This window comes from Fibrobacter sp. UWB3, from assembly GCF_002210405.1.
In the GTDB taxonomy this organism is placed as follows: domain Bacteria; phylum Fibrobacterota; class Fibrobacteria; order Fibrobacterales; family Fibrobacteraceae; genus Fibrobacter.
Map to the genome: position 1 here is coordinate 169,458 of NZ_MWQJ01000009.1, position 21,303 is coordinate 190,760.

At 48.9% G+C, this 21,303-nt stretch carries 14 protein-coding genes; 8 read left to right on the forward strand and 6 right to left on the reverse strand.

The genetic code is table 11. The annotated features are described in order from the left end of the window. The first annotated feature begins 57 nt into the window (after positions 1-57). Positions 58-2,220, forward strand: a complete 2,163-nt coding sequence (locus B7991_RS11235) for a M6 family metalloprotease domain-containing protein (RefSeq protein ID WP_254917949.1) — start codon at positions 58-60, stop codon at positions 2,218-2,220. Positions 2,221-2,332: 112 nt separating this feature from the next. Then, the gene (locus tag B7991_RS11240; protein ID WP_088630919.1) at positions 2,333-3,802 is read left to right on the forward strand and encodes a pitrilysin family protein; all 1,470 of its coding nucleotides are present in this window, start codon (positions 2,333-2,335) and stop codon (positions 3,800-3,802) included. A 204-nt stretch (positions 3,803-4,006) separates the two neighbouring features. Here B7991_RS11240 and B7991_RS11245 read toward each other — a convergent pair whose 3' ends face one another. The 3 genes from B7991_RS11245 to pelA all read right to left on the reverse strand — a co-directional run bounded on the left by B7991_RS11245 (position 4,007) and on the right by pelA (position 8,869). Next, the gene (locus B7991_RS11245; RefSeq protein ID WP_088630899.1) at positions 4,007-4,918 is read right to left on the reverse strand and encodes a hypothetical protein; all 912 of its coding nucleotides are present in this window, start codon (positions 4,916-4,918) and stop codon (positions 4,007-4,009) included. A gap of 19 nt (positions 4,919-4,937) precedes the next feature. Further along, positions 4,938-7,037: a pectinesterase family protein gene (locus B7991_RS11250; protein ID WP_088630900.1), complete on the reverse strand. Its 2,100-nt coding sequence runs from the start codon at positions 7,035-7,037 to the stop codon at positions 4,938-4,940. A gap of 101 nt (positions 7,038-7,138) precedes the next feature. After that, positions 7,139-8,869: a pectate lyase gene (gene pelA, locus B7991_RS11255; RefSeq protein WP_088630901.1), complete on the reverse strand. Its 1,731-nt coding sequence runs from the start codon at positions 8,867-8,869 to the stop codon at positions 7,139-7,141. Positions 8,870-9,237: 368 nt separating this feature from the next. Between pelA and B7991_RS11260 the strand changes: the two genes are divergently transcribed. From B7991_RS11260 to B7991_RS11270, 3 genes are read left to right on the forward strand one after another with little or no spacing between them, the layout of a single operon-like run. After that, positions 9,238-10,059: a TIGR02147 family protein gene (locus B7991_RS11260; protein WP_088630902.1), complete on the forward strand. Its 822-nt coding sequence runs from the start codon at positions 9,238-9,240 to the stop codon at positions 10,057-10,059. 1 nt (position 10,060) lies between these two features. Beyond that, positions 10,061-11,506: a hypothetical protein gene (locus B7991_RS11265; RefSeq protein ID WP_088630903.1), complete on the forward strand. Its 1,446-nt coding sequence runs from the start codon at positions 10,061-10,063 to the stop codon at positions 11,504-11,506. A gap of 54 nt (positions 11,507-11,560) precedes the next feature. Continuing rightward, positions 11,561-13,789, forward strand: a complete 2,229-nt coding sequence (locus tag B7991_RS11270) for an NADP-dependent isocitrate dehydrogenase (protein WP_088630920.1) — start codon at positions 11,561-11,563, stop codon at positions 13,787-13,789. A gap of 92 nt (positions 13,790-13,881) precedes the next feature. Here B7991_RS11270 and B7991_RS11275 read toward each other — a convergent pair whose 3' ends face one another. Beyond that, positions 13,882-15,660 carry an ATP-dependent endonuclease gene (locus B7991_RS11275; protein WP_088630904.1) on the reverse strand — a complete coding sequence of 593 codons (1,779 nt, stop codon included), beginning with the start codon at positions 15,658-15,660 and terminating at the stop codon, positions 13,882-13,884. A gap of 675 nt (positions 15,661-16,335) precedes the next feature. On the opposite strand from B7991_RS11275, the gene B7991_RS11280 reads away from it, so the two are divergent. Further along, positions 16,336-17,373 (forward strand): hypothetical protein, encoded by a 1,038-nt coding sequence (locus B7991_RS11280; protein ID WP_235003058.1) that lies wholly within the window; start codon positions 16,336-16,338, stop codon positions 17,371-17,373. After that, positions 17,373-18,125, forward strand: a complete 753-nt coding sequence (truA, locus tag B7991_RS11285) for a tRNA pseudouridine(38-40) synthase TruA (RefSeq protein WP_088630906.1) — start codon at positions 17,373-17,375, stop codon at positions 18,123-18,125. The genes B7991_RS11280 and truA overlap by 1 nt, the downstream gene beginning before the upstream one ends. Here the strand turns inward: truA and B7991_RS11290 are convergent. Continuing rightward, entirely contained in the window at positions 18,122-18,850 is a 729-nt protein-coding gene (locus B7991_RS11290) for a pyridoxine 5'-phosphate synthase (RefSeq protein WP_088630907.1), read from the reverse strand. The genes truA and B7991_RS11290 overlap by 4 nt on opposite strands. 8 nt (positions 18,851-18,858) lie before the next feature. After that, complete coding sequence (locus B7991_RS11295; protein WP_254917950.1) at positions 18,859-19,899, reverse strand: divergent polysaccharide deacetylase family protein; 1,041 nt, start codon at positions 19,897-19,899, stop codon at positions 18,859-18,861. Between the two features lie 99 nt (positions 19,900-19,998). On the opposite strand from B7991_RS11295, the gene miaA reads away from it, so the two are divergent. Beyond that, entirely contained in the window at positions 19,999-20,898 is a 900-nt protein-coding gene (gene miaA / locus B7991_RS11300; protein WP_088630909.1) for a tRNA (adenosine(37)-N6)-dimethylallyltransferase MiaA, read from the forward strand. Positions 20,899-21,303 lie beyond the last annotated feature (405 nt).

Here is a 21,303-nt window from a genome sequence, read left to right on the forward strand (position 1 = left end):
TTTGCTCATCCCCAATTCTGAATATATGTTTATAGTATGAGTTGGTGGAAGTGCATATTGATTGGGTCTTTAGTCGGCTCCGCATCCGTGTGGGCCGTTAAAGCTGCACCGTTTTTAATCAATTCAACGCAGCCCGATGGCTCTGTTGTGCAGATTAGAAAGGTTGGAAACGAGCATTTTAACTATACGCTGACAGGCGAAGATAGTGTGCTCGTTGTCCGTGATTCCGCTGGTTATTGGAATTATGCCGACGAACATGGCAAAAAGACGGGCATGAGGGTTCATGCCAAGTCCAAACGTGGTGCAAAAGAGAAAAACTTCCTCAAAAAACGCGATTCTCGCCAAATTTTGGAAAAATTCCGCGAAAAGCGGTTGAAACAGCTCCAAGAACAGCAGGTGGACTCTTCTTTGGGTCCCATGATGCTTCAGTCTTCTACAGATGATCCGCAAATGGCTAATGAATGGGGCGGCTGGGGTTGGGGTGGTTGGACTCAGCCCGAAGACCCTGTGCAAAATACCAACTGGCCAAAGCAGCCTACTTTGAATACCGTTCAAAAGGAAGGTGATGTTCGCGGGCTTGTCATTCTGGTGCAGTTTAGCGATGTCAAGTTCAATCGCAGTAATGCCCAGGAAGAATACCTGAATTTTCTTAATCAGGAAGGCTATTCCAACTACAACATGAGCGGAAGCGTCAGGGATTTCTTCATTGGAAATTCAAACGGCAAGTATAGGCCGACTTTTGATGTTGCTGGACCGATTACGCTGAAGGGAACTCGCGATTCTTATGGTGCTCTAGTTGATTCTAGGAATATGGCTACGGGTGCTGTCAAGGCTGTTAGCGAGGCGATGGATTCGCTTGTCGCTAGGAATGTTGATTTTACCCCTTATGATAGCGATGGCGACCGTGTTGTTGACTTTGTCTATATGATTTATGCCGGTGTCGGCTCGGCCGATACGGATGTCCAGTCGGCAATCTGGCCGCACTCGTATAACGTTTCAAAACGACTTACGCGTAATATGTCCATGAATCGCTATGCTTGTTCTCCGGAAATCGACGGACAGGCTTATATGTACCGTAAAAGTACAGATGCGCTGAATGGTATTGGAACTTTTTGCCATGAGTTTAGCCATGTGCTTGGCCTTATGGATCATTATGATGTGAACGTTAATAATTCAAAGACTCGAACTCGCTACACTCCAGGGCCGTGGGATTTGATGGATGCCGGTTCGTACAACTGCCCGCAGAACAGATACTATACAACGTCTTGTTCTCCTGCAAATATGTCTGCGTTTGAAAAGTTTAGCTTGGGCTGGCTTGAGCCGCGTCGGCTAGAAGTATCGGACACGACTGTTGTCTTGAAGGCTGTTCAGGAAAATGATGGACTTGTGCTGACATCCGACAATGACAATGAATATTACTTTGTTGAATTCCGTCAGAATACTGGTTTTGATAAAGGTCTGCCGAATAAGGGTATGCTCGTTTGGCATATAAATTATGACCGGTATTCTTGGATGTATAATGAAATCAATGTGTCTGACCCGATGCACGTTGATCTGATTGAAGCCGATGGCAGAGCCGATGCCTACACGGTAGCGGCAGATGCTTTCCCGACGAGCCGAGTCAATAGCTTTAACGGATTTAAAACATGGGCAGGCGATAGCCTTGGACTTGAAATCTATGATATCAAAATTGTAGATGACCATGCGGAATTTAAGACCCGTGGAAACCGAGTCTCGCCGGTGCCTGAAAGCTCCTCGAGCTCTGCTAAAGTTTCGTCGTCGAGTGTGGCTGAATCCTCTTCAAGTAAGGAAAGCTCTTCGAGTGTTGAAGTATCATCGTCTAGCGTGCGTTCTGCAGTGAAGGAGTCTAGTAGCTCTGCGAATCGCTCTAGTTCTTCTGTAGTGGCAAGCTCGTCAAGCCGAATGGAAATTTCTGCAATCAGTTCGTCTTCTGAGAATACGATGATTGCCCATAAGATGCGCGTCGCTTCTATGGTTAAATTCTCTGTGTCGGAAAATGTTTTGCTTGTTAACGCAAAGATGGCTGGGCTTAAGACTGTCAATCTCTTTGATGCCAACGGTACGCTCTTGAAGTCGCAATCGTTTAACGGAGAATCCTGTGAAATCCACATGGAGGCCTTGCGAGGAAAGACGTTTATCGTTGCAACGCTCGAGTCTGACGGGCGGTTGATAAAATCGTATAAGGTTCGAATGAACTAGAAACTGGGGCGAATGCCCCTTTTTTGCAATATGTCATCTCCGCTATGGCAAAATGTCATCCCCGCCTCGAGCGGGGATCTCCTTTTTATAGAAAATATCTAAATTGTTCAACATGAGAAAACTTTTCGCTAAAATTGCTATGAGCTGCGCTCTGGTGCCTGCGCTGTTGGCTGGAACGTCCGAGGCTGCAGTAAATTTGCCAGTGCACAAGGAAGTCCTTGATAACGGGCTGACCGTTCTTCTGTACCCGAACAAGCAAGCTCCGACAGTGAGCTTCCGTTTGTTTTACGTGACTGGCTCTGTCCACGAAGTTCCCGGCAAATCGGGGCTTGCTCACATCTTGGAACACGAACTTTTCAAGGGCACAAAGAAGGTCGGCATCTCCGATAGCATTGCTGATGTCAAGTTCATGGCAACCCAGGATTCTTTGCAGGCTTTGATCCGCTCGGCAAGACTTGCTGACGATACCGCTCTCGTGAAAAAGCTTTCCGCAGAACACGATTCTGTGCTGAACGAACACCGCAAAATCTTTGTCAAGGATGAATTGTGGGGCGCCTACCAGGCTGCTGGCGGAACAGGTCTTAACGCCTTTACGAGCGATTTGGTTACCGCTTATACCGTAACGCTTCCCAAGAATAAAACGGAACTCTTTATGTGGCTTGAATCCGACCGTATGCAAAATGCGGTGCTCCGCGAGTTCTATTCTGAACGCTCTGTGGTGCGTGAAGAACGCCGCATGCGCTATGACGACCGCCCGACAGGCCGATTCTACGAAACGCTCAATTCCATGATTTACGAAGCGTTCCCGTACCGAGTGCCGACCATTGGCTGGCCAAGCGATATCGAAAATTTGACTCGCGAACAAGCCGAAGAACATTACCGCAAGTATTACAAGCCGCGCAATGCAATCCTTGTGATGGCTGGTGATTTGGATACGCTTGAAACAATGAAAATCGTCAAGAAGTATTTTGCGCCAATTCCGGCTGGCGAAGCTTTCCCTCCGCTTACCGTGCGTGACCCCGAACAGGCCGGCGAAAAGCGTTTGACCGTCAAGCGTAAGGACGCTCCGAATCTTTATACGCTTGTGTTTAAGACCCCCGCAGTGGGCGATAGCACTCTCTACGCACTTGATATTGCTGAAGGCGTTTTGAATGGACGTTCTGGCCGCCTTTACAAGCGCCTAGTCGAAGAAGAAAAACTCGCTGTCGGCGTGAGCGCAAGCAATAGCCCGAACAAGTACATTTCCGAGTTCTCCGTCCGTGTGAACCTCCGCCCTGACGCAAACCGCGAAAAGGTCGAAAAAATCGTCTGGGAAGAACTTGAAAAGCTGAAGAAGGAACAAGTCAGTGAACGCGAATTCCAGAAAGTCAAGAACCGCGCTTACGCAGGACTCGTCCGCAGCTTGACCGACATGGAAAACGTCGCGACGATGCTCGGATGGTACGAAGTCTACGGTGACTACCGCATCTTCCTCAACTGGGCCGATAATTTGGACAAGGTAAATGTTGCCGACGTGCAGAGCGTCGCGAAGAAAACATTTGTCCGAGAAAAGTCCACCGCGGGCTTCCTCGTGAAAGAATAAAACGAGCTGATACTGTCATTCCCCTAACGGGGCTTGACTTGTTCGCCTCGGATATAGAAACATGCAAGCATGTTTCTGCATCGCTCGGCTCCATTGTCATTCCCCTAACGGGGCTTGACTGCTGCGGGTATCAAATGCGAGTTCACAAGTGACCTCTCGCTTGATACCCTTGCGTGTCATTCCCGCCTTGAGCGGAAATCCCCCTTACACCCCTTCGATAGCTTCAATCTGCTTGCCGAGTTCGCTTGCTTGCTGTGAATCTTCGTTGTAAATGGCGTTGATTCGCTTGCAGCTGAGTTCGAGCAGATTGCGGGCCTCGATGGAATCGCTTTGCTTGCGGAGTTCGCGCAGAGCTTTGTCGATTCTCTCGATGTCCTTCTGGTCGGGATAGCCCTTCATGAAGGCGTAGAAAAGCTGAATTTGTGTGTTGTATTCGCTGTCGGATTCGCAGGCGAGCAAGAACGGGATGACGCGTACGTTGAGGAGCTTCGAAAGGTCTCCCATGAACGTGTTGAGCGTGAGACCCTTTGGGAAGAGTTCTTCCGTATCCTTCTGGATGTCTTCGGTGTTCACGAAATCGCCCTCTTCAAACTGCAGGAGCATTTCGTTGAGCATGTCCATTTCGTTTCGCTTAGCTTGTTCGCGATACTTTGCCTGGTAATAAATCGGGAGCGTCGTGAGGCAGTAATGCGCCTGGTTTGCACCGATAAATTCACCGATGTAGTAGATGTCGGCGTCTTCCTTGAGAATATCTTCTTCGTTGTTGAAGTTCCCGATGCGGGCGGGTATGGGGATCACTTCCATGTTCGAAAGCTCATGGAGGCGTTCGCGCATGGCGTCAACGTCCAAATTCTCGGGGAGTTCCACGCCGTTTTCTTCCATCGTTTTGAGAAAGTTGTTGAACTTTGCATCGACGGCGCGGTTGACTTCTCTTCTGCTAGGCTTGTGTTCGAACTGACGAAAATCGCCTTCCAACGTCAAAAGTCCGTTTTTGATCATGTCGTCAAACGGCGTTTCGTTGGGTTCGGCGTCGGGGGAGGGCAAAATGCGCGCATAGGCAATCATTCTGCCGCACAGTTTTTCGTCATTTCCTTTTTTCTGTTCGATTCCAAGCATGGACTAAAATTAACAAAATCTAGCGGACTTGGACCATTTTTTGTTTGCTGTAACCTTGCGCAGAGGTCTTTACGACGTAGATTCCTGGGGCAAGGACGGTCAAATTAGCGTTCCCTTTCGTATAGCGCACAAGTTTTCCGTTCGTATCGTAGATGCGGCTTTCGCTAACAGTTGCGTTTGTGCGATTAATTTGGGCGATGCTTGTTGTGCCTTTGTCGACGTTCTTTTCTGTGAGCTTGATTTGGTCGAGGTTCGGGCCGTCATTGCCGTCAACGATGGAAAATGTGATGTAGCTTGCGCCTTTGGGGAGCGTAATGGTCGCTTCTTTTGTCTGGTATGTGGTCCACTTGTCGGTGGCTTCGAACGAAATGACTTCGGCGCCTTTGCATCCGTCAACGCCTGCGGAGCATGTGCCGGGGGGAGCGAAGGCGAGGTTGCGTGTTTTGCCGCTGCCATTTGCGTATGTCATTTCCATCGTGTATTCGCCGGGGTATTCTACATAAACGGGGACTTGGACGGTTGATTTCCCGGTGCCGAAGTTAATGTAGCCGGTGCCTGCAAAGCCTGCGTTTGTACTTTCGTTGATGGCGTTATCGATGATGCCGTCTTCGGCCTGGAACGTTGTTGTTCCCTTGGCTTCGAAGATGGCACCGAGTTCGATGTCCTTGGTCATCGTTGTTTTCCAAGTGCTTTCGCTGCCGGCGTCGCTTGCGCTTTTGCCTGTCCAACCTGCGAATTTCCAGCCGCTAGCGGGTTCTGCGATGAACGAGACTGCTGTGCCTTCGGCGATTTTTTCGCGATTCGGGGAGGCGATAACGGAGCCGCCAATAGAAGAGTTGATTGTTAAGTTGTAGTAGGTGACATTTGCTTCGAGAACGGTGATTTCGTTGGAGCTTGCGCCGAGACCGCCCATGGAATTTGCGGCGCGGACGGTGACTTTGGAACCTGCGGCAATACCTCCGATATCAATGGAATTTGTCGTGGTATTGCTGTGGTATTTGCCGTTCACAAAGACCGCCCAGCATATAGCGTTGTCGTCATCGTTCCAAATGATGTTGGCGCCTTCCTGAGAAATCTTAGGAGCGGAGACTTGCGCTGTGAGTTTGTTCGGTTCCCAGTTATCGCTACCGCCTAAGACGTTTTTCAATGTATATTTCGCGGCATCGTTTGCATTCCACACGGTCTTGAGTGTTGTTGCTGTCGATGCGTCTTTGCCTCCGTTAAAATACGTTTTACGTTGACTTGTGTTGATTGCGCCGCCGCTCCCGTTCTTGCTGTTGTATTCGCCGAAAATTACGGGGGCAGAATTCATGTCGGGACCCCAGCCTTCGGCTTTGGGCTCTGCACGCATGATGGTATTTAAGAAGACGACTTTTGCACGGCCCCAGGAGCGTCCGAGATAGAATGTCTTGTTGAATCCTGAATTGCTGACTTCGATGATCGCGTTGTTGAAAACGTAACCCCAGGTGTCTGGGTTTTGCGATGCCGTAATGTAGCCGCCGTTGCGCGTCATCACGAGCTTGGTGCCTTCGAAAAATACATCGCCGCCACCACAGATAAAGTCTACAGTTCCGTCAATTTCGCCACCTTCCCAATACGTGCGGCCTTTCTTGGTGTAGTATGTGTCTTGACCGCTCAAAAGACGCACGTTCTTGTAGATGAACTTGTCGCCTGCATTTTGCTGCAGAGCAACCTGGCGTGCAGCGCTGCCAGAGTTATAGGTGCCTCTGTTTTGCAGGGTGATGTCCTGCATGTACATGTTCTTGTTGCTGGGGAAGTACAGCGTTGCCGTTGTGCTGATGCCTTCGGTGTCGGTCGTGTTCCAGATAATCGTCTTGTCGACAGACTCCCCGATAATGGATATGTTCGAGCCGCTGAATGTCGATTTGCCGTGTTCGTCACCGGTGACCTTGGTGATGTTGTATTCACCATTTGGTACAAAGAGAATGAATCGCTTGGATTCGGTGGCGCCCGAAGAAGATGCCTTGGCGATAGCCGCCTTGAAATCACCATCGACGCCCAGGACAAAGTCAAAACCGTGCTTCGCGATTGCGGAAGCGTTCACCGCCATTGCAAGCGGCATACAAACTGCAAACCTGTAAACCCAACTATTCAACATATTACCTCAATTCTAATGCATGGATTGCTTCGCCTTCGGCTCGCAATGACGTTTTTTTGTTTGTCACCCCGGCTGTCACCCCGGACTTGTTCCGGGGTCGCCTATTTTGCATTCCTTCCGTTCACTCTGTACGTTTTTCCATTACTTCTCGTAAAGTAAGCGCCTGCGCTATTATTGTTGCGACCAAAGTCCACAAAATAGCGATTGCCTTGCTGCGCATTGTGTACCGTGCGCATTGCCTCAATGGAGGTAGGCGGAATCTCGACTTTGCCTGCTTTCAAATCATCGCTCATCCAGCCAATGTAATCGATGTTTGCCATGCCATCTTTTGAAAGGCTTGTGAACTTGAGTTCGCTATAGCCTTGTGGCAATTCAATTTCGATGGATTGCACTTTCCATGTCGTCCACGCTGCTGTGGATTCCATGCTGCCGTCGGCGAGCAAAGTCTTGTCGCCTGCAGAAACGCTGTAACCGCGCGCAGAACCGCCGCCGTTTGCAAAGCTGATGAACAAGGTGTATTTGCCGGATTTCAATGCGGTGACGCCGTAAGTCACGTAGCTTCCTGTGGAGTTGTCAACGTTTGCGTAACCTTCGCCAACGAATCCCGTGTTGGTTGTTTCCTTGACGCCTTGAATGTCGATAAAGTCTACACCGTCAATGTACGTTTTGCATGTGTCGTTTCCGCACATAGCTGGTGCTGGCGGAGGTGGAACATAGTTGTCGTCCATCTTGGCGAGTGCTTCGAGGTATGCATTTTCGGTGCCTAGAATTGCAGAGCCGTAATCGCCTGCCCACTGGTAGCCCTTGCGACGTTCTTCGCTGATTTTCATGAAGTCCTGCGTCTTGGTGCTAGCACCATCGCGGTCGCAGAAAAAGTAGTTGTCGTTGTTGACTTCGTAAAAGCGGAACCACAGCGATGAGCCCGCCTTGTCAACGACACCAGCGGTCTTGCTAAACGCCTTGTCTTTTAGTTTATTCTTTCTGTACCATGCAATCGCCCCCTTGACCGCTTTTTGAACGGCTTCGTTCTGGTCCGGCCAGTTCATCAAAAACCACACCACGCCCATGGATTCATTGCCGGACTTGCTGGCGAGTTCGTAAGCACGTGCGCCAACTGGGGCGAGGCTGTTGGTGTCGTGCTGGGCGCACCAAACCGTGAGTTTTCCGTCGTTCACGATTTGGGCCTTGAGCAAGTAATCGACCGCTTTGTCGAGAGCCGATTTCATTTTGCTGCGGGTGGCGTCGTCGATGATATCCGAATCAAATGGACTCGTCTTGTTGGCGATATCCATCATCGTGACCATTGCACGGATCATGGCGTTGTCATTTAGCGTGATTTGGTCGGAATAGTTGCCGCGTTTGGGCCAAACTTGTGGGAGTCCGCCTTTGGAGCGCTGCATGGTCAAAAGAAAATTGACGGCTTTATTGAAACTTGTCTTAAATGCGGATTTGTAATTGTTGTTCGTCGTTTCTTTGTAACGCACGGCGAGCAAACGTATTTCTTGAATGGTGGCGTTATTGTCAATCGTGCCGAGGTCGGCCCCGCCCTGTGCACGCCATTCGGATTTTTGACCGCCGCCATACGCGCTTTTATACTTGTCGGCCATGGCTTTGTAAAAACCGCCGTTTGCGATTTGCCAAGTGGTCATGTTGTAGGTGTACTGGTCGATATCCATGCCTGATGCAGCTGAAGTCAGCTCCGAATAGCCTCGATAGCTGTTGATTTTCGAAACTGCTGTTGACGGGGGAGCATAGGTTGCCGCAAACGAAAAAGACGCGACAGACATTGCCGCTACAAAAAACTTGTAGTTACCAAACCCAAAATTCTTCATAAAAGACCTATAGAAGAGTTTTTAAACCCACACCGCTTCTATAATTTACATTATAATAGGCCGATTTTTGTTAAGAATTTCTTTTAAGTGTTGTCTTTGGACAATGGGGCTGGTCGCGTTGTCACCCCGGTCTCTGCTTTTTGTCATGCCGGACTCCGTTCTCTTTGACCACTTAGAGCTTTAGCTCTTACGTGGTCATGATCCGCGTATGGGGACTGCATCGCCATCTCGAATTTATAATACACTCTGTATAATATTTTTCTAAAAATTTTTAAAAAAATTAAAAAATATCGAAATTTCTTTAAAAATCTTGATTTTGTATAGTAAAATCTATTGCGGGAACGTGCCGCAAAATCTAATTTATAGGTATGAAACCGATAACCGAATATCAAGACTACCGAGAATACATGCGCGACTTCTACGAAGAACGCAAACGCAGTTCTTTTTTCTCGTGGCGCGAATTCTCCAAACTGGCGGGGTTTACCTCACCAAACTACATTCAGCTCGTGTGCGAAGGCAAAAGCCGCTTGAGCAAGAATGGTGTTGAAAAAGTGGCCGAAGCCATGGGGCTTGCTGGTGCTGACCGCGATTATTTTCTCGCGATGGAGCGTTTTGGTGATGCCAAAAACGATGCAAGCAAAATCCAGGCGTTTAACGAAATGCAAAAAATCGCAAAGGAAAACCGTTTGCGAGTCGTTGATGCCGAGGCGTTCAAGTATTTCGAATCGTGGGTGAACCCGGTGTTGCGCGAACTTGCCCCGATTATGCCGGGCGCAAAACCGCTGGAACTTGCACACCATTGCTACCCGGTTGTGAGTGCCGCCGAAGTTCGCCATTCACTTGACTTTATGTGCCAAGCCGAATTCCTCAAGAAAATCGGCGAAGATACCTACGTGCAGACCGAGAAAGTCGTGACGGGATCTTCCGAGGCCATCCCGTTGGCACTGCGTTCCATGAACCGCCAAATGTCAAAGTTTGCAACTGAGGCAATTGACGAAGTGCCGCCCGAAAAGCGCCACATCGCAGGCGTGACGCTTGGAATGTCCGAAGCGACGTACCAGTGGCTTGTGCAAAAGCTTGAAACGCTTAGGCTGCAGGTGGTTGCCATGGCAGCTAAAGAAAAAGAATACGATAAAGTTTATCGATTGAATTTACAGCTATTCCCGCTCGCTAGTGGGGTGGAGGCCTAATATGAAAAACCTGAATAAAGTAATACTAGTAGGCTTGACTGCCTTTTGGGCTGCTTGTTCCAACGATGCGGGTGCTGAATCGGGGGTCTCTGGGGCGACGACTGAACCGAGTACTTCGCCAATGGCAAATTTGACGGATGAACAGAAGGTGATTCTGACAAAGTCTTTCAAGACTCTTGTTGATTCTGCAAAGTATGTTCTGTCTAATAGCGATGAGGTTGATGACGACGGAATTTGGGAACCTGATTCAAATTATTTGGAAATCCTTAGGTTGACATATCCGTTTGATTCAAAGCCAGAAGAGAATTTTGCTTATCCAAGCCAAAATGGCCGTCGAAAATGCAATGTTTCGACATATCCAGCGGATTTAGGTGTAGTGCTGAAACAGTCGTTTAACGCTAGTGCTAGTTTCAGTGGTCCGCAGAAAAAAACTTCAAGTGTTATATCCTCAAAACTTGTCGAAGTGGATGGTGTTCCTGTTATTGTAAAATCGGTCGGAACTGAGAGCTTTCAAAATGGATATTGGGGCTACGGCGTGTCCTGTTCCGAATATTTGAATCGGTTTAAACAATCTTGTAGCGAGTCTAATGGAATCTTCAAAGATTTTGGAGATGGATGCCGAAGTTTAAGGCTGACTATGGCTTGCTCGATGTTTGCTCTAGATGGATTGACTGAAGATGCCGTTATGGATTCATTTACGGAAGAATATAAGAATATGTGCCAAGATGATTCCGTAAAATATGCATCTGTTGAAAATGCAGATGACGTGATTCAAGCGTGTTCTGGTGGTGGATACGTAGACATGGAATCGTCTTTTTATAGCACTTGTCCTGAACCTGAAAATAATTATGATCCTGTGCTCGATAGTTTATCAGTTGCTTGGCGTATAGGCTTGAAACGTACATTTGATGCTTATAGGGAACAATTTAATGTATTTAAGGATACGGTTGATGGAACCTTACACACGTATCATTATCCAGAACTTGTTTTTGGGGATGGTGTTGCATACAATTCTTTCCCGAATGGAACAGATGTGGTAAGTGCATATCGTGAAGAGGGCGTGTATCATTTGCCTGATTCTCTGGTCGAAGTTTTTTTCCCAGAGGCGGCCCAAAGTCCGCAAGTGTTCGAAGTTCTTAAACGGAGGAACGAAACTTATTATATAATTGTTTTAAAGGATATTGGTGCTAAAGGTCATATTTTGAAAAGTATTGGTGCCGATGAAATTCGTATTTTGGATATTGTGAAAAGTGGGGAATCGTGCACGGAGAATAATGATGTTTATTATTCCGTGTATTTGATAAAAGGCTCGCCTGAATGGGATGTGAGCGGAAAGAAAATTGTGAGGGAGACTTATGTAAGCCCACTTTGGAAATGCGACGATCAAGAAAGTCTTGAACGGATTGAACCGTATGGCGAGTGGATTAATCAGTATGGATTTGTCTAATTGAATTCTTTTTATCCCAGCTACAGTGCTGGGATTTTCTATTTTTTGCACTGTATGAATACTAAAATCTATTACACCCTTACGGACGAGTCGCCGTTCTTGGCGACTCAGTCTTTGCTTCCTATCGTATCTGCTTTCGCAAAGACCGCAGATATCGATGTTGAAACTAAGAACATCTCCTTGCCGGGCCGCATTCTTGCCGCTTTCGCGGACACGCTCCCGGCAGGTACGACGTTTGCTGGTAAGCCGGTGACGGATGACCTCGCATTCCTCGGCAAGCTCACGCTTGAACCGGATGCAAACATCATCAAGCTCCCGAACATTTCTGCCTCGGTGCCGCAGCTCAAGGCCGCGATTGCCGAACTCCAGAAGAACGGCTACGCTCTCCCGGATTATCCGGATGCTCCTCTCAACGACGAAGAAAAATCTATCCGCGCCCGCTACGACAAGGTGAAGGGCTCCGCCGTGAACCCGGTGCTTCGTCAGGGCAACTCCGACCGCCGCGCTCCTAACGCTGTCAAGAACTATGCCCGCAACAATCCGCATAGCAACGGCGTGTGGAACGAATCCGTGAAGACTTATGTCGCGAGCATGCAGGCCGATGACTTCTACGGCAACGAAAAGTCCATTACGATGGCCGAAGCCGACACGTTCAAGATTGAATTTGTCGATGAAGCTGGTGCCGTGACGGAACTCCGTGCCGCAAAGCCGCTCCTCAAGGGCGAAATCATCGATGCGACCGTCATGCGCATGGCTTCTCTCGAAAAGTTCATCGCCAATGCGATGGCCGAAGCCAAGGCCAAGGGCCTCCTCTTCTCCGTGCACCTCAAGGCCACGATGATGAAGGTTTCTGACCCGGTGCTGTTCGGTGCGTTTGTCCGCGTGTTCTTCAAGGATGTGTTCACGAAGTACGCTGACCTCTTCAAGGAACTCGGAATCGATGCCAACAACGGTCTCGGTGACTTGTTTAAGCGCCTCGAAGGCAATGCCAAGGAAGCCGAAGTCAAGGCTGCTATTAACGCCGCCCTCGCCGCAGGCCCGGATCTCGCGATGGTCGATTCTGCCAAGGGCGTTACGAATCTGCATGTGCCGAGCGACGTGATTATTGACGCTTCTATGCCGGCCATGATCCGCAATTCTGGCTGCATGTGGAACAAGGAAGGCAAGCTGCAAGAAGTTGTGGCATGCATTCCGGACCGCTGCTACGCTGGTATCTACGACGAAACGATTGAATTCTGCAAGCAGAACGGCGCATTCGACCCGAAGACGATGGGTACTGTGCCGAACGTGGGCCTCATGGCTCAGGGTGCCGAAGAATACGGCAGCCACGACAAGACGTTTGTCGCAAAGGGCAAGGGCGTCATTCGCGCTGTGAACAGCAAGGGCGAAGTCCTCTTGCAGCAGGAAGTCGCTGCTGGCGATATCTTCCGTATGTGCCAGGCCAAGGACGCTCCGGTGCGTGACTGGGTGAAGCTCGCTGTGACGCGCGCTCGCCTCAGCAACACGCCGGCGATTTTCTGGCTTGATCCGGAACGCGCTCACGACCGCGAAATTCAGAAGAAGGTGGAAGCCTACTTGCCGGAACATGACCTCAAGGGGCTCGACATCAAGATTATGAGCCCGCGCAAGGCTATCGTCGAAACGATGAAGCGTGCCAAGGCTGGCCTCGATACTATCGGTGTGACGGGTAATGTGATGCGTGACTACCTCACGGATCTCTTCCCGATTCTCGAAGTCGGAACTTCTGCAAAGATGCTCTCCATCGTGCCGCTTATGGCTGGTGGTGGCCTTTATGAAACGGGTGCAGGTGGATCTGCTCCGAAGCAGGTGCAACAGTTCCTCGCCGAAAACTACCTCCGCTGGGATTCTCTCGGTGAATACTTCGCACTCGTGCCTGCATTCGAACAGGTCGCGCTCAAGGACGGCAACAAGAAGGCTAAGGTCTTGGCTGATACGCTCGATGCTGCCAACGGCAAGATTCTCGAATTCAACCGCACGCCGGCTCGTAAGATCGGTGAACTCGACAACCGTGGTTCCCACTTCTACCTCGCTCTCTACTGGGCTCAGGCTCTCGCCGCCCAGAAGGACGATGCGGAACTCGCCGGAAAGTTCGCTCCGATCGCTGCCGCTCTCTCCGCAAAGGAATCCGAGATTGTCGCCGCTCTCGCTGCCGAACAGGGTAAGCCTGCCGATATCGGTGGTTACTATGTTCCGAAGGCAGAACTTCTCAAGAAGTGGATGCGTCCTGTCGAAGCGTTCAACGCAATTATCGACAACATCTAGAATGTCATCCCGGCCTTGTGCCGGGATCGCCTTTTCAAAAAAGGAGTGTCGCAGAAATGCGCACTCCCTTTTTTTGCTTCGCTGTGAATTTTTTAGAATTGCCCGCGGCTCCCGTTGATAATCCATTGGCACAATGCCTCAATGCCATCGTAGTCGGGGAGCGTCTGCACAAAGTTCTTGGACTTGCTGCGTTCAATAAAATTGCGCCATACCATCTCGTTTTTGCCATTTAGCCCAAGGTGTTCTTCAATTGCGCCACGAGTCCAGACCCAAATGCCTTGCTCGCAAAGTTTATTGTGGATATTGCGGATGGGGCGTTCGGCTTCGGGCATGGATGCCATCATTGCGTATGCCGTGGATGCGCTGATATTGCTGTGCTTGTTGACGGGGAGGCCGTTTACCAATCGCAAATGGTTGTGGCAAGCGAGCTCGCGGAACAAGTTGCGGCATTCCGTAATGTCTGGGTCATTGGCGCTCAAAAATCCGTCGCGGGTTGCCGTGGTAAATGCGTAGTCCAAATCGACAATCGCACGCACGGGAATGTCCATTGCGCTTAAAACCTGCATACTCTTGCGTGTATTGCTCACGCCGCCTTGACGCACGAGTGCGCACTTGATCAGAGCAAAAGATTGCCCGGTGATGCGCTCGAAAAGGGCGGGCAGCACACGCCATTCCGTTTTACCTTCGGTGAGTAGCACGTAATCGGCGAACAAAAGTTCATTGCTATTAGACAAACTAAACAGCATTTGCAACTGGCTCGGAGCATCTTTCACGACCTGGCGAACGGCATCTTCCATTCGCTTGCGCATGAATGTGCCGCGTTCCCTGTTCTTGCGAATCAAGAGAGACGTGCTCACGTCTTCGCTCGTGACCATCTGCGCGGAATGCGTTGCAAAAACGACTTGATAGCCTTCGTTCGAAAGGTTCTTCAGCGCCACGCGCACGAGTTCCACTGCTTGCGGGTGCAAAAAGAGTTCCGGCGAATCAATCAATAAAAGCTTGCGGCTCAGGTAATGGTTATTGTGGTGCTTCTTGATTTCGGCGAGGTAGCGGATAAGTGCCATCTGGATGGCGCGCTGCGAACCTGCACCCATGCGCGAAATATCGCGTTCAAAACCGTCATCTTCGTCGACGACTTTAATCGTTGCGCTCTTGAGGAATGTTTCGAGAGTCGGCACGGGAATGTCGAGCTCCACGCGAACGCTCGGAAATAGCGGACGGAGTGCCGAGTTGACTTCTTTATCGAAAGCCTTGATTTCTTCGGCCTGGCAGTCGCTTCCGGGGGAGAGCAGTTCCGTAAACTGCTCGATGACCTGGCTCAATTCGCCACCAAACCTGCGTTCCAGTGGCTTGAAAATCTCGTGCATGAGCTTGGTGTAGGCTTGGTTCCCCTCAAAATCCCAAATAGCGATGGATTCCGGGAACATGCGATTAAAGGCTGCGGTAAACTTGTCATTGACGCGTACCCAGTCTTTGCCTTTGCGCTTGCCGTTTGGCGGGCAGAATGCCCAAAATTCAATATTGCCGGGGAGTTCACCCGGGATTCGCTGCACTTTCTTGACGCGGAGCGTTGTTCCCGAGAGGAACGGCTCTACTTCGGCTGCTTTTTCTTCTCCAAGACGGTTCAAAACCTGCTCGGTTATGCCCTCAAAAAGCCCTTCCGCTTCTACGGGGTGGTTCGGGTCATCAAAATACGAGATGTCCAGCGAGAAATTGGCAAGCAACCAGCGGATTCCCATCAAGATATTCGTTTTTCCGGCGTTGTTGTAGCCAATCAGGGCGGTAAAATCACTAAGCGGAAAAGTCTCGCGCTGGATAGAGCGGAGATTCGAAATTGTAATGCGGGACAATCTAAGTGCTTGCGGTTGCATAGCTTGAAACTATAAAAACTTTTCGGAAAAAGTTGTGTTTGGCGCAATTGCAAGCGAAAAAGTGCAATTATTGACCGTATAAATTGGAATGATTGTACGGGAATGACCTCCAAAAGTCTTTTTTGATGCTAAAAGTACTTCATGCGGGCGGGGCCCCAGCTCAGAGTTGACGCCTACGGCGTCAGCGGCTTCACTTGGTCATGTGCGCCTGCAAGCAGTCGCCCGCGACTCTCGTTTTGCACGCTACTGCGAAGACAATACCTTGGCCGACGCCTCCATTTTATTGACGATTTATCGTTATCCTTAAATTATGTAACCTCTTATCTCGCTTATTGTTATGCATAATATGCCAATGAAACCTTTTTGGAGCTATGGACAATTGCTAGTGTGCCGTGAATGTGGCTGAATGTCTTAAAAAACGAAAAAACACTTTAGCTGTTGGGGCTAAAGTGTTTCTTTTGGGGTTAGGAGGAGAACAAAGAGTTCTTGAACATAAAGGTATTTAAAGTTTGGCTCTATAATGTGTTTTTTGTCATATTCGTGTTGAAAAGTGTTGTGAACTTCTCAATGGGGTGTTGTAAATTTGCTACAATTATTATTAGGTATGTAAAAAAGAGGTTTTGTTCAGTGTCAAACTTTGATAACGAAAAGGGTTTTATTGCTAAATTTTCGGGCATGAAGAAATACGCTGCTCCAGTTGTTCTTTTTGTCTTGGCTTGCGCCTTAATTGTATACCTCAAGGTTGATTTTTCTGGTTCGTCCTCCTCTTTTGACGTTAGCCGGTACATGCAGACGCGCGCAAAAATTGATTCCTTGGAAGTGGCTCTTTGGAACGCCCAGGGCAATGTCGATACTCAGGTGAAAATCCGCGACGAACTTTCTAACGCATGGGAAGACCTTTCGGCGATGCGCACCAATACGGCTGATGAGGCTGATGCTCCGGAAGAAAATGTGGGAGGCTTCTCTGGTGGCGTTTGGCTTTGGATTATCGGCGGAACGCTTGCCGTGCTCCTTTGCTCCGTGGTTCTTGTGCTCGTGCTTATCCACCGTAAAAAGATTGTTGAAACGCGCATGATGGAAGCTCTTGCGAAATCGAGAGAAACTGGGGAGATGCCTTCTGTGGATGATACAGAAACGGTCCTTACTCCGCGTGTTCATGCTCCTAAAAAGTCAATTATCGATGAAGCCGAAGAATTTGCCGCAAAGCGCCGTGAAACGATGGCTCTTCAGACGAAGGCTGCCGCAGGTGCAAATCCAGTTGACCAGAGTGCAACGAATTTGAATGCCTCCAGCGCAAATGCATCAAGTTTGAATGCTTCGAACGTGAACGCCACGAAGGCTGCTTTCGAAGATGAACATGGCGTTCCTGAAAATCGAATTTTAACGTCTCCGTTTAACGGTAGAACGGTTCTCCGCCCGACGGCGAGAGAACGCATCACGTCTGCAATGCAGTCGCTTTCTGATGTGCTACATCATGACCGCACCAAGGTTAAGCCCGCTGCTCCGGCAGCTGCGCCAAAGCCCGAAGTTGTTGCAACAGCTGTTGCCCATCCGCTTGAAATGAACCGCTTTGATCGCGAATCTTCGGTGAACAGCAAGATTTTGCAGATGTCTCGCAGAGGTTTCCCGGCTTCGGCTATTGCTTCGAAGTTGAAGATTCCTCAGGCTAAGGTCGAGGCTGTTATCAAGGAAGCTGTAGAAGCAGGTAACTAATGCGTTACCGCTTTCGTTGTGAATATCTAGGCAGCGCCTTTTACGGCTGGCAAGAACAAAATTGTGGTGGCAAGCTCCGCTTTGTAACCGTGCAGTCAACGCTCGAAGAGGCGTTGTCTACGGCGTTACGTGCGCCCATCCGCGTGGTGGGGTCGGGCCGAACGGATACGGGAGTCCATGCCCGCGGCCAGTGTGTCCACTTTGATTTTGATGGCGAATTGGATCCGCAGAAGGTTGTACGTTCTGTGAATGGTCTTACTAAGCGCTTGATTCGCATCCGCGATTTGGAGCCTTGTGCTCCTGATTTCAATGCGCGTTACGATGCCGTTTTACGTTATTACCAGTACACGATATTTACGCGCCCGGTGGCGTTGATGCGTGACTTTGGCTGGGAGTGCGGTTCGCTGAATTTGGATATCGAGGCGATGGGCCGCGAGGCTCAGTCTTTCCTTGGCGAACACGATTTTATTGATTTTTGCATCCCGCGTAATGATGGAAAATCGACACTTTGCACGTTGAGCGAGTTCCGCTTGGAACGCTTGAACGACTGGAGCTGCATGTTCCATATCAAAGGGAACCGCTTCTTGCACCGTCAGGTGCGTGCGATGGTCGGGACGCTTTTTGATATTGGTCGAGGCCGCTATCCCGAAGGTACGGTCAACCAGATTTTCGAGAAAAAGTTCAAAGGCGAACGCACGTGGGCGCCCCCGCAGGGGCTTGTCCTCGAAAACGTGGAATATAGGGATTATTAACCCCTGATTGCTTCAATCATTTCTTTTACAGCGCGTTCCATGCCGACGAGTGTGGCGCGGCTTATGATGCTGTGACCGATGATGATTTCGTCAATGCCGTCAATCTGTGCAACGGCTTCTACGTTTCTGTAGTTGAGGCCGCGTCCTGCAAGCACGTTCAAGCCATACTTGTGGGCGAGCACCGTCATGTCCTGCAGTGCAGAAATTTCACGATCGACTTCTTCGCGGCTGCCGAGTTCAAATGCGGTTGCGTATTTGCCGGTGTTGAATTCCACATAGTTTGCGCCGACCTTCTTGGCTGCTTTGACCTGTTCTGTTTCGGCGTCGATGAACACGCTCACCTGGATGTCGTTGTTTCTGAGCGTCATGATGTACTTTGCAAGTTCGTCAATCTTTGCAGAAACGTTCAAGCCGTCTTCAGTAGAAAGTTCCGTGTGGACTTCTGGAACGAGCGTTACCATATCCGGCTGGCGGTTGATGGCGAACTGCACCATTGCCTGTGTCGGAGCCATTTCAAGGTTTAACTTTGTTGTGACTGTTCCGCGGAGGAGCCTGATGTCACGGTCCTGGATGTGGCGCTTGTCTTCACGGAGGTGGGCGGTAATTCCATTGCAACCGGCGAGTTCGGCAATCATGGCTGCTGCGACCGGATCAGGTTCCTTGCCTTTACGGGCTTCACGGATTGTTGCAATGTGATCTACGTTTACACCGAGTTTGATAGACATAGGCTCTCCTATTTGGAATTTAATAACGTTGAAAGTTCTACGAGGGTAGTGCCTTGCTTGGCTGCCTTCTTGGCGATATCCTCAATTTTAGACAAATTTTTTTCTGTCAGAGGCAAGATCATTATAGAAGTTCCGCTTTTGGGGGCTTCTCTAAGTTTTTGATGGACGTAGTCCTCAATGGAACTGTTATCCGGATTGTACGGAAATGCAATCTTGCAGGTGATGTCAAGGTCTTTACAGGTCTGCGGAACGACGGTTCGTTCTTCCATGGATAAATCCATAAACCACATGTTCCTTTTTTCTGTCGGTTTTAAAATGGCCTGTAAAAGTTGCTTATGCTTGACCGCCTGTTCGCCGTAGCGAGTTGCGATGCCTGCCGCATTGGGGAGGACCTGTTTTGCCGCATCGATTGTTTCTTCGATTTGCTCTGCGGTGTGGTGGATGCGGAGCGGACGCAATTTGTTATGGACTTTGTTCAACTTTGTTGATTCCATCGTTAACCATAGAACGATTTCTTTGTTCTTGATTTTGTCTAGGCTTTTATAGACTTCGTCATTGAGACCGAAGGGTGGAATCAGCAAGTCAAATGGAAAATCGAGTTTGTTGAGCTCTTCAATAATCTCTGGAGTTAAGTTTGTTGTCTGGAATGCAATCGACATCAGCGATGCGTTCTTCATGAAAATATTGTCTGAAACCTGGAATATCAGGTTTAACGAATCGCCTTTGGGCGTAAGAATATCGACTTTTGCGGATTGGTAGGCGTTGGGGTTTTCGTTTATTTCTTCCATCAGGAGAATTTTGCCGCCATGCTTTTGAATGAATTTTTGAGCCTGCAAAAGGTAAACGACAATAGTCTTTCCGCGTGCGAGAGTCCAGATGGTTCGCTTGGAACGCTTGGAGTACGAAGACGAAATAATCTTCATTTCATCTTGTAATTTTTGACTGAACGGAATGGTGTCCTGCTCGGTTGGGGCGGCCTCCGGTTCTCGTATGCCTGTGGTCTCCTCGAGCTTTTCAAGAACGTGCTGCGCCTTATCCTGGTTGTTCAATAAAAATGCTAAACCAGCAAAAATCCCCGACGCTAAAAAAAGTGCGACAATGTGTTTTAGTTTGATCATTTCATATATAAATATAACTACATTGAGTCCATGCCTATTCTATTTGCACTTGTTGGAGCTACCGGTGTTGGCAAGTCTCGCCTTTCACTGGAACTGGCGGAACGCTTTAATGCCGAAATTATCGGCGTGGATTCACGTCAAATCTACAAGGGCTTTGCCATTGGAACTGCCCAGCCGTCGTTAAAAGATATGGCTAGGGTAAAACACCATCTAGTTGATTTCCTGGATCCTCGTCAGGCATTTTCTGCGGGCGATTTTTGTGCAAATGTGAAAAAGCTTTTAGCCGATAACCCAGGTCAAAATTACATCTTGGTTGGGGGAACTGGCCTTTATCTCCAGTCCTTAATGCTTGGACTTCCACAGATTCCCAAAATCGAAGAATCCGTGCGCAAGTCTTTTGAAGACGATGCTGCTAAGTTTGGAAGTAAAACTTTATACGAAAAGGCAAAACAGGCAGACCCCGAAGCGATGGAAAAAGTTGAACTGAACAATGTCCAGCGCATTATACGCGTCTTGGAAGTGTTTCAGCTGACGAGGCGTAAGCTCTCGGATTGGCAAAAGGAACGTGAAGGTGGTATTGGTGAACTGCCTGTGTTCTGGTTGAACCGTAGTCGCGAAAACCTTTATGCGCGGATCGATGCTCGCGTGGACCAGATGATGACAGATGGTTGGCTTGATGAAATTCATGAACTTGCTAAAACCGTGCCGTTAGACGCTCCTGCATGGCAGAGTCTCGGCTATAAAGAACTTTTGTGTGCAAAAGACGGCAATCAAGTGCTATCTGTCCTCGAAGAAGTTAAGCGAAAAACGCGAAATTACGCAAAACGACAGTTGACGTGGTTCCGTTGGCAGGTGAAATCGACTGAAGTAGACTTGGATACTTGTACAAACCCTTTGGAATATATCCATAATAGGGTAGTTGCTCCTTAAAAGGGGCATTTTTAGGACTCTCAGAAAATTTTTTCTCCAAAAATTGGACTTGAAAAGGGCAAATTGCCCTTTTTCTTTTGGGGTGCCCTTAAAAAAGTGGTGAATAGAATGTGAATATCATGATGTAGAACCGGAAGACAACCCGTTTTTATCGAAAAAAGTGAAAAAAAGTTGATTTTTTTTACGCTGACCCCTTGTTTTTATTCCTGAAAATTCTATAATTGGTCTCACCCTCGAACGGGTCACCCAAAACGACCTGAACGAGAGACGAAAGCCCGCGAGACTTTCGGGAAGATTGAAGGAATCGGAGATGTGCTTAGTGACGGCCCAAGAAAATTTCTTGGAAGTCTATTTACGAAAAACAGGACAGACTATTTAGAAAATCAATGAAGAGTTTGATCCTGG